Annotated in this window: 5 protein-coding genes and 2 pseudogenes; all 7 read right to left on the bottom strand. The window is 69.0% G+C overall.

Annotated elements, in window-relative coordinates:
• Positions 1–311, bottom strand: a pseudogene (locus FV217_RS20855) (hypothetical protein); the annotation flags it as partial.
• Positions 312–433: 122 nt separating this feature from the next.
• A complete protein-coding gene (gene pgl / locus FV217_RS20850; protein WP_147820311.1) occupies positions 434–1,165 on the bottom strand; it encodes a 6-phosphogluconolactonase in 732 nt (243 codons plus the stop codon).
• Between the two features lie 9 nt (positions 1,166–1,174).
• Positions 1,175–2,185, bottom strand: coding sequence for a phosphogluconate dehydrogenase (NAD(+)-dependent, decarboxylating) (gene gnd / locus FV217_RS20845; RefSeq protein WP_147820309.1), 1,011 nt, complete (start codon positions 2,183–2,185; stop codon positions 1,175–1,177).
• 139 nt (positions 2,186–2,324) lie between these two features.
• Entirely contained in the window at positions 2,325–5,147 is a 2,823-nt protein-coding gene (locus tag FV217_RS20840; RefSeq protein ID WP_147820307.1) for a bifunctional transaldolase/phosoglucose isomerase, read from the bottom strand.
• Between the two features lie 266 nt (positions 5,148–5,413).
• Positions 5,414–7,489: a transketolase gene (gene tkt, locus FV217_RS20835; protein WP_147820304.1), complete on the bottom strand. Its 2,076-nt coding sequence runs from the start codon at positions 7,487–7,489 to the stop codon at positions 5,414–5,416.
• A gap of 22 nt (positions 7,490–7,511) precedes the next feature.
• The gene (locus FV217_RS20830) at positions 7,512–9,377 is read right to left on the bottom strand and encodes a glycoside hydrolase family 15 protein (protein WP_147820303.1); all 1,866 of its coding nucleotides are present in this window, start codon (positions 9,375–9,377) and stop codon (positions 7,512–7,514) included.
• Positions 9,378–9,520: 143 nt separating this feature from the next.
• A pseudogene (locus tag FV217_RS23075) lies at positions 9,521–9,754 on the bottom strand (hypothetical protein); the annotation flags it as partial.

Below are 9,754 nucleotides of genomic sequence, written 5' to 3'. Positions count from 1 at the left end.
AGCTGGAACGGCGACGGATCGGCGGCCGCCGAGCGGGCCGGGGCCGCCACCTGAGCCGGGAGGACGGCCTCGACCGGCGCCGCGGCGACGAACGCCACGGGCTCCGGGGCGGCATCCGCATAGGCAACCATCGGCGTCGGATCGACGGAGAGGGACGGCGAGAGCTGCAGCATCAGCAGGAGGCCGGCCGTGATGGCGGCGGAGGCGAGGGCGAGGGGTGTCACCGGCACGGGGCTGCGGCGCTCGACCTGCTGCAGGAGCTTCAGCGGACCCGGCAGGATGCGCACGCGGCGCACGAACAATCTCGACATGGCGCATTCTCCGGCACGAGCCAGACTTCGCCCTCGCATACTGTTAGCGGCTATGGCGAAAGTGTGGCCGCAAGTGTGCGATGGCACCCTACGCGATGTCACCCTGCGTGACAGGATACGGCTCAGGCGTCGGCGGCGGCCTCGTCGATGAACCAGATCAGCCGGCCCTTGCTCGTGGCACGGCCGGCGGGCAGATCCTCGCCGGCCGCGAGCCGCGCGAGCGGATCGCGCTTGGCCGTGCCGTTCACGAGGAAGAGCACCGAACGCGAGGAGGCCAGCGCCGGGAAGGTCAGGCTGATGCGCGGGACGAACGGCTCCATCCCCGCCTCCGGCACCGCCGCGACCCAGGCCTCGCGCTCCTTCACCGCCGGCTTGCCGGGGAACAGCGAGGCGGTGTGGCCGTCGCCGCCGAGGCCGAGCAGGACGAGGTCGAACAACGGCCGGGACGGGTCGAGGGTGTCCGCGCCGTAGAACGCCTGCAGCGTCTTCTGGTAGGCGCGCGCGCCGATCTCTGCGCCCGCGTCGGAGGGGATGAAGTGGAAGTGCCCGGCCGGCACCGGCCCTTCATGCCCGAAGGCTTCGCGGACCATGCGGACGTTGCTGAGCGGATCGTCCCAGGGCACGACCCGGTCGTCGCCGAAGAACCAGTGGATGCGCGACCACGGCACCCGGCCGACATAGCCCTCGCCCGCAAGCAACGCGTAGAGCCGCTTCGGCGTCGAACCGCCGGACAGGCAGATCGCGATGCGCTCCCCCGTCGCCTCCTCCGCCACCGCGAGCAGCAGGTCGGCAGCGGCCCGCGCCGTCGCCTCGGCGTCGGGGAGGATCGTCGCATTCGGGGGCAGGGCGATCATCGGCGCCCCTTATTTGCGCGCGTCGGACGAGCCCATGGCCGGAGCCGGCGCGCCCTCGATATGGCCGCCGAAGCCTTTTCGCATGGCCGATAGGAGTTTGTCGGCATAGCTGTCGTGCTCGCGCGAGCGGAAGCGGCGGTAGAGAGCGTTCGAGAGCACGGTGGCCGGCACGGCCTCCTCGACGGCGGCGTTGATGGTCCAGCGTCCTTCGCCCGAATCCTCGACGAACCCTGAGAAGCCTTCGAGCGATTCGTTACCGGCGAGCGCGGAAGCGGTCAGGTCGAGGAGCCAGGACGAGACCACACTGCCGCGCCGCCAGACCTCGGCGATGTCGCCGAGGTTGAGATCGTAGCGGCGATGCTCCGGTACCTGATCGGAATTGGCGTGCTTGAGGATGTCGAAGCCCTCGGCATAGGCCTGCATCAGGCCGTACTCGATGCCGTTGTGGATCATCTTGACGAAGTGGCCCGCGCCGGTCGGGCCGGCATGGATGTAGCCTTCTTCCGCGCGCGAATCGCGGCCCTCGCGACCGGGGGTCTGCGGGATGTCGCCCCGGCCGGGCGCCAGCGTCTTGAGGATCGGGTCGAGGCGGTCGACCGCCGCCGTGTCGCCGCCGATCATCATGCAATAGCCGCGCTCCAGCCCCCAGACGCCGCCGGAGGTGCCGACGTCGACGAAGTGGATGCCCTTGTCCTTGAGCTCGGACGCATGACGGATGTCGTCCTGATAGAACGAGTTGCCGCCGTCGATGATGATGTCGTCGGCCTCCATCAGGCCGTGCAGGGCGGTGATGGTCTCGTTGGTGATGTGGCCGGCCGGCAGCATCACCCATAGGGCGCGCGGCTTTTCGAGCTTGGCGACGAGGTCTTCGAGGCTGGAGGCGCCAGTGGCACCCTCGCCTGCAAGCGTCTCGACGGCCTTGGAATCCTTATCGAAGACTACGGCCGTGTGCCCGTTGCGCATAATGCGCCGCACGATATTGCCGCCCATCCGGCCGAGGCCGATCATGCCGAGTTGCATGGCTTGCTGACTCCCGTCTGGCGCCTCTCCTCCCCCTTGTGGGGAGGAGTTGGAGGTGGGGGTGGTGCCGCTTGGTCCGACGCAGGCAGGCGGAGCCACCCCCACCCTCGGTCCCTCCCCACAAGGGGGAGGGAAGGTTCTAACCCACCGCCGCCTTGATCGCCGCGGCGATGCGTCTGACGCCGGCTTCGACTTCGCCGCCCTTGATGTGGACGCGCAGGGCCCGCCGGCCGCGCTCGGCCAACACCGAAAAATCGCCGCGGGCCTGCGCCGCAATCACCGTGCCGAAGCCGAGCTTGCGACCGGGGATTGCAAGGTCCTGCGACGGGTCGGCGGTGATCTGGAGGAAGACGCCGCTCGATGGGCCGCCCTTGTAGGCCTGCCCCGTCGAATGGAGGAAGCGCGGCCCGAACTCCAGGCAGGTCGCGACCTTGCGGGCGTCGCGCACGGCGAGGCGTGCATCCTGCAGGACCGACTGGTGCGTCGCGTTGCGCTCGATATAGCCGAGCACCGCGACGTAATCGTCCTCCTTCACCCGGGCGAGGTGCCGGGCAACCGTCGCCTCGACGCCGCCCTCACCCTGCGCCAGAGCCTCGGCGTTGGCGGTGTCGGCGTAGAGCGCGATGGTGTCGTCCTCGAACAGCGGCGTCTCGGCCGGCAGCGATCCGGTCTCCTCGGCGGTCGAGAACAGCTTCTTCGTCTCGATCTTGCTCGCCTCGACGTCGGGCTGGTCGAAAGGGTTGATGCCGAGCACGGCGCCGGCAACCGCCGTGGCGATCTCGAAGCGGAAGAATTCCTGCGACAGCTGCTCGACCTTTTCGAGGTCGATGCGCACCAGCGGATGGCCCTCCGCCTCCAGGCCCTTCACGGCCTCGTCCTGCTGCGCGTCGGCGCGGCCGTCGAGACGCAGGTAGATGAAGAAGCGGTCGCGGCCGTAGATAGCGGGCACGCCGACGGGCTCGCCCTCGATCGGGATGACGCCCTTGCCCTCCTTGCCGGTGGATTCGGCGATGAGCTGTTCAGCCCAGGTGCCGAAGGTGCCGACGCCGGGCGAGCAGATGATCGTCACCTTGTCGCGGCCGTGTTCCAGCGCAGCAACGCCGATCGCCGCGCCGAGGCGCACGCCGGGATTGTTGGCAGGCGGCACGGCCGGTCCGCAGGAGCGCACCATGATGTGCGCGCTCTCCAAGAACTCGTCGATCTCGACGCCCGCCACCGCCGCCGGCACGAGGCCAAACGCGGAGAGCACGGAGTAGCGGCCGCCGATCTGCGGCACGCCGTAGAAAATCCTGCGGAAGCCGTCGTCCTTCGCGGCCTTCTCCATGGCGGAGCCGGGATCGGTCACGGCGACGAAGTGCCGGCCGGCCTTGTCGCCGACGACCTCCTTCATCCGGCCCAGGAAGTAGTCGCGAAAGACGTTGGGCTCGAGAGTCGAACCGGATTTCGAGGCGACGATGAAGAGCGTCTTTTCGAGGTTCACAGCCGCCTCGACGGTGCGGACCTCGTCCGGATCGGTCGAATCGAGGATACGAAGCTTGGGCCAGCCCTCGCGCTCGCCGTAGGTCGCAGCGATCACCTCGGGACCGAGGCTCGAACCGCCCATGCCGAGCACCACGGCATCGGTGAAGCCTTCGGAGCGAATCTCCTCGGCGAAGGCCTCGTACTCGCCGACCTTGGTCAGCCCGTCCTCGACGATGCGCAGCCAGCCGAGCCACTTGTCCTCGTCGGCGCCCGTCCAGACCGTCTTGTCATGAGCCCAGAGGCGGCGGATCGCGCCATCGGCGCGCCAGGATTCGATGGTCTTGTCGGTTGCGCCCTGCAGCACGTCGCCGAGCTTGCAGGCATGGCCGTTGAGCCGGGCGCCGAGCAGCGCCGCGCGCTTCGAGGCCACGGCACCGAGCACCGCGTCGGCCGCGTCCACGAAGAGCTGCACGCCCTCCGCGACGAGTTGCTTGGCGACCGCCTCGATGTCGATGCCGGCCTTGGCCAGGCGCGCCATCACGGCCTCGGCCTCGCCGACGTTCTCCTCCAGCGAAGCCCGCGCCTGCCCGTGATCGCGAAAGGCGTCCATGGTGGCGGGCGGCATGGTGTTGACGGTGTTCCGGCCGATCAGCTCGGAGACGTAGAGCGTGTCGGGATAGGCCTTGTTCTTGACGCCGGTGGAGGCCCAGAGCAGGCGCTGCGCCTTGGCGCCCTTGGCATCGAGCGCCTCCCAGGCCTGGCCGGAAAAGATGCGCTTGTAGGACTGGTAGGCGAGCTTGGCATTCGCGATCGCGACCTTGCCCTTGAGGTCCTCGAACTCGCCTTTCTCGTCGAGCTGCTTGTCCACCAGCACGTCGATGCGGCTGATGAAGAAGCTCGCCACGCTCGCGACCTTCGAGACGTCGCCGCCCTTGGCCCCGAACTCGGTCAGGCCGTCGATGAAGGCCTGCGCTACGGCCTCGTAGGTCGCCTTCGAGAACAGCAGCGTGACGTTGATCGAGATACCCTCGGCGGTGAGCTGGCGGATCGCCGGGATGCCCTCCGGGGTCGCCGGCACCTTCACCATCAGGTTGTCGCGGGCGACGGCCTTGTGCAGACGCCGCGCCTCGACCAGCGTCTCCTCGGTGTCGAGGGCGAGGTAGGGCGAGACTTCGAGGCTGACGTAGCCGTCGGCGCCGTCGCTCGCCTCGTAAACAGGGCGCAGCACGTCGGCGGCGGCCTGGACGTCGGCGATGGCGAGGCCTTCGTAGAGGTCGATGACGCGGGCGTCGCCCTGGTCGAGCACGCTCTTGAGGCTGTCGTCGTACTCGGACGAATGCCCGATCGCCTTCTCGAAGATCGACGGGTTCGAGGTGACGCCGCGCAGGTCGTCGGCTTCGACCAGCGCCTTCAGTTCGCCCTTCGCGATGAATCCGCGGGCCACGAAGTCGAGCCAGACCGCCTGTTCGTAGTCGGTGAAGAGGGCGTTCAGGGCACTCATGTCGGTCGATCCTCAGACTGTCGTTGGGTCGCTACCCTGGAGATAGGGCGCGTCGCGCCTCGAAACCCTCCCCCTCTGCGGGGGAGGATGCCCTGCGGATGCAGGGCGGGAGAGGGTCCGCAATGTCCGGACACGGCGCTCCCCTCTCCCGACCCGCTTTCGCGGGCCACCCTCTCCCCTTCCAAGTCGGGTATACCCGACTTGGGCACCCGCAATGCGGATCTCGGGCAAGCCCGAGGTCCATGGGGAGAGGGGGGCTTCCCGCGCTACTTCTTATGCCGCGCGATCTGGTCGCGGGCGGCCTGCAGGACCTTTTCCGGCGAGAAGCCGAACTTCTTCTGCAGGTCCTTGATCGGGGCCGACGCGCCGAAGGTGCTCATGCCGATGATTGCGCCGGAGGAGCCGGCATAGCGGTCCCAGCCGATCACCGAACCCTGCTCGACGGCGACGCGGGCCAGCACCTCCGGCGGCAGCACCGAATTGCGGTAGGCCTCGTCCTGGCGCTCGAACAGGTCCCAGGACGGCATCGAGACGATTCGGGCCTTCACGCCCTCGGCCTTCAGGGTTTCGTAGGCGCCGACGCAGAGCTGCACCTCGGAGCCGGAGGCGATCAGGATCACCTCGGGCGTGCCCTCGCCGCCAGCGAGAACGTAGGCGCCCTTGGCGACGCCCGACGCGCTGGCGAAGACGGTCCGGTCGACGGTCGGCAGCGGCTGACGGGAGAGGGCGAGCACGGCGGGCTGGTTCTTCAGCGAGAAGATCACGCGGTAGGCTTCGGCGACCTCGTTGGCGTCGGCCGGGCGCAGCGTCACGAGGCCCGGGATGCAGCGCAGCGACAGAAGCTGCTCCACCGGCTGGTGGGTCGGGCCGTCCTCGCCCACGCCGATCGAATCGTGCGTGAAGACGTGGAAGACCGGCAGCTCCATCAACGAGGCGAGCCGGATCGGCGGGCGCATGTAATCGGCGAAGACCAGGAAGGTCGCGCCGTAGGCCCTCAAGCCCACGAGGCCGAGGCCGTTCACGATCGAGCCCATGGCGTGCTCGCGCACGCCGAAATGCACGTTGCGGCCGCCGGGGTTGAGTGGGGTCAGCGAGCCGGCCCCCTCGAAGGTGAGGGCGGTCTTGTTCGACGGTGCGAGATCGGCCGAACCACCGAGCATGAACGGTACGTGCGGGGCGATGGCGTTGAGCACCTTGCCGGACGATTCGCGGGTGGCGAGGCCCTTGGCGTCGGCCGGAAACACCGGGATGTCCTTGTCCCAGCCGTCGGGCAGGCGGCCTTCGAGGAAGGCGTCGAGTTCTTCGGCGTGGGTGGCGTCGGCCTCTTTCGCCTTGGTCAGCAGGTTTTGCCAGTCCGCGAACAGCGCCGCGCCGCGCTTGCCGATGCCATCTGCGAAGGTGTCGTAGACGCCGTCCGGCACCAGGAACTGCGCGTCCTCCGGCCAGCCGTAGAAACGCTTGGTGCCCCGGACCTCCTCCTCGCCGAGCGCGTCGGAATGGGCCTTGGAGGTGTTCTGCTTCGTCGGCGCGCCGTAGCCGATGACGCTCTTGACCACGATCAGGGTCGGGCGGTCGTGCGAGGCCTTGAAGGTGTCGAGCGCCGCGGCGATGGCGTGGGCGTCGTTGGCGTCGGCGACGCGCAGCACCTGCCAGCCATAGGCGAGGAAGCGGGCGGCGACCTCCTCCGAGAAGGCGAGCTCGGTGTGGCCCTCGATGGTGACGGTGTTGTCGTCGTAGATCCAGCACAGGTTCGCCAGGCGCAGGTGGCCGGCGATCGACGCGGCCTCCGAGGCGACGCCCTCCATCAGGTCGCCGTCCGAGCACATGGCGTAGACGTCGAAATCGTAGAGAGGCAGGCTCGGCTTGTTCAGGCGCTTCTCGAGGAAGCGGCCGCCGATCGCCATGCCGACGGAGTTGGCCACCCCTTGGCCGAGCGGCCCGGTGGTGGTCTCGACGCCGGTGGTGAAGTGGTATTCGGGGTGGCCCGGCGTGCGGCTGTCGAGCTGACGGAAGTTCTTGATGTCCTCGATCGTGATCGCCGGGGCGTTGCCGCCGTCGCTCTCGGCCACGCGGGCGAGGTGCAGCAGCCCGTAGAGCAGCATCGAGGCGTGGCCGCAGGACAGAACGAAGCGGTCGCGGTTCGGCCAGTGCGGGTTGGCCGGGTCGTAGCGCAGATAGCGGTTCCACAGGGTGTAGGCGACGGGAGCGAGGCCCATGGGCGCGCCGGCATGGCCGGAATTGGCCTTCTGGACCGCGTCGATCGCGAGCGTCCGGATCGTGTCGATCGCGCGCTGCTCGGCCTCGCTGAAGCCGCTCTTGGCGACGGTGTCTGCTCCGCTCATACCGTGTGTCTTCCCAGTTTGTTCACAGCGGCAGGGCGGTGGACGGCGAGGCGGCGGAAGTCTCCTCCGCCTCATCCACGTCGTCCTCCACCCGAGCCGTTCCGCGTGCCTCGTTCGGCGAGACCGCACGGCTGTAATTGAGGATCGTGTTCACGAGTGCAACGTGCGTGAACGCCTGGGGGAAGTTGCCCACGAGGCGCTTGCGCTTCACGTCGTACTCTTCGGACACCAGCCCGAGATCGTTGCAGATCCCGATCAGGCGCTCGATGATCGCCCGCGCCTCGTCGCGCCGGCCGAGCCCGATCAGGTTGTCGGCGTACCAGAACGTGCAGGGCAGGAAGGCGCCCTCGTTGCCGGTCAGGCCGTCGGTGGTGGAGCCCTCCGTCTCGTAGCGCAGGATGAAGCCGTCGCGCATCAGGTGCTTCGCCACCGCTGCGACGGTGCCGACCACGCGCGGGTCGTCCTGGGGCAGGAAGCCTACATGGGCGATCAGCAGCACGCTCGCATCGAGCGCCTTCGCGCCATAGGACTGCACGAAGCTGTTGAGTTCGGTGTCGAAACCCTTCTCGCAGACCTCGGCGTGGATCTCGTCGCGGATCCGGCGCCAATGCGCGACCGGGGCCTGCGGCGACTCCTCCTCGGTGTGACCGCGGATGGCGCGGTCGAAGGCAACCCAGGCCATGATCTTGGAATGCACGAAGTGCCGGCGCCCGCCGCGCACCTCCCAGATGCCCTCGTCGGGCTCGCGCCAGGCGGTCTCCAGGTGTTTCATGATGGCCCGGCCGACGCGCCAGCCGTCCTTGTCGCCGAGCATGCCGCGCTGGCGGGCCTGGTAGAGCGCGTCGAACAACTCGCCGTAGACGTCGAGCTGGAACTGCGAGATGGCCGCGTTGCCGATGCGGACGGGCCGCGAGCCCTCGTAGCCGGGCAGCCAGTCGAGCTCGATCTCGGGCAGCAGGCGCTCGCCGGCGATGCCGTAGAGGATGTGGGCCTGTTCCGGGCTGCCGGCGACGGCGCGCAGCAGCCAGTCGCGCCAGGCCCGCGCCTCTTCGATGAAGCCGGAATCCATCAGTGCGAGCAGCGTGAAGGTCGAATCACGCAGCCAGCAGAAACGGTAGTCCCAGTTGCGGCTGCCGCCGATATCCTCCGGCAGGGAGGTGGTCGGCGCGGCGACGATGCCGCCGGTCGGCCGGTAGATCAGCGCCTTCAGCGTCAGCAGCGAGCGCTTCAGCATCGCATCCCAGGGCGTGCCCGTGGCGCAGTGGTCCGACCATTCGCGCCAGAACCGGTTGGTATCGGCCAAAACCTTGCGCGGCTCGATCGGCGGCGGATCGTCGAGATGCGAGGGGCCGTAGCTCAGGACGAACCAGACGGTCTCGCCCTCGTGGACCGTGAACTCGCTGACCGTGGTCTGGCCGACGCCGCGCATCGGTGCGCGGGTGCGCAGCACGACCTTGTGGGGCCCGGAGATGGCGCGCAGGTCGCCCATCTCGTTGCGGGAGACCCAGGGGGTGGCCGAGCCGTAATCGAAGCGCACGGCCAGATCCATGCGCATGGCGACCCGGCCCTTGCGGCCCTCCACGAGCCGGATCACGTGCGAGCCGTCGGCGGCCGGCATGTAGTCGGTGACGCGGACCTCGCCCTCGTGGGTGGTGTGGTAAGTGTCGAGAACCAGCGAGCCGGTGCGGTAACGCCAGGAATGCTTGGCGTGTTCCGCCACGGGCGCCAGCTTCCAGAAGCCGTGCTCCTCGGTGCCCAGGAGCTTGGCGAACAGGGCCGAGGCGTCGAAGCGCGGCCAGCACAGCCAGTCGATGCTGCCGTCGCGCCCGACCAGGGCCGCGGTGCGGCCGTCGCCGATCAGCGCGTAATCCTCGATCAGACCTGCCATGAACCCTCGGGCGACGGCGCGATGCTGACCGTCAACACCGAGTTAGGGCCGCGGCCGGTGCGTTCCAGCCCCGAGCGCACGGCCCCGATCGCTGGCCTGTGTTGCGGTGCGGTCGGGGCGGCGGCGTGTGCAGACTCGAGAAGTCAGCGGGCGCTGGCGATGAGGTCGACCACCGAGCCGCCGAGGGAGGCGGCTTCGCTGCCGACGCCGCTGCCGAGCTTGCGCGCCTTCTCGACCCAGAAGACGGCCGTCGCGGCGAATGGGATGGCGCCGGTGGGCAGCAGGCCCTCGTCGGCCTCGGCCTGGCCGCGCATCGGCTCCGGAACCGCGGCGGGCTCGGAGGCGGACCTGACCGGCGCGGGCGGGGTGCGGATGGC

The organism is Methylobacterium sp. WL9 (genome assembly GCF_008040035.1).
Classification (GTDB): Bacteria; Pseudomonadota; Alphaproteobacteria; order Rhizobiales; family Beijerinckiaceae; genus Methylobacterium; species Methylobacterium thuringiense.
The sequence above is the reverse complement of the archived record's forward strand: the minus strand, read 5'-3'. Positions and strand labels throughout refer to the sequence as shown.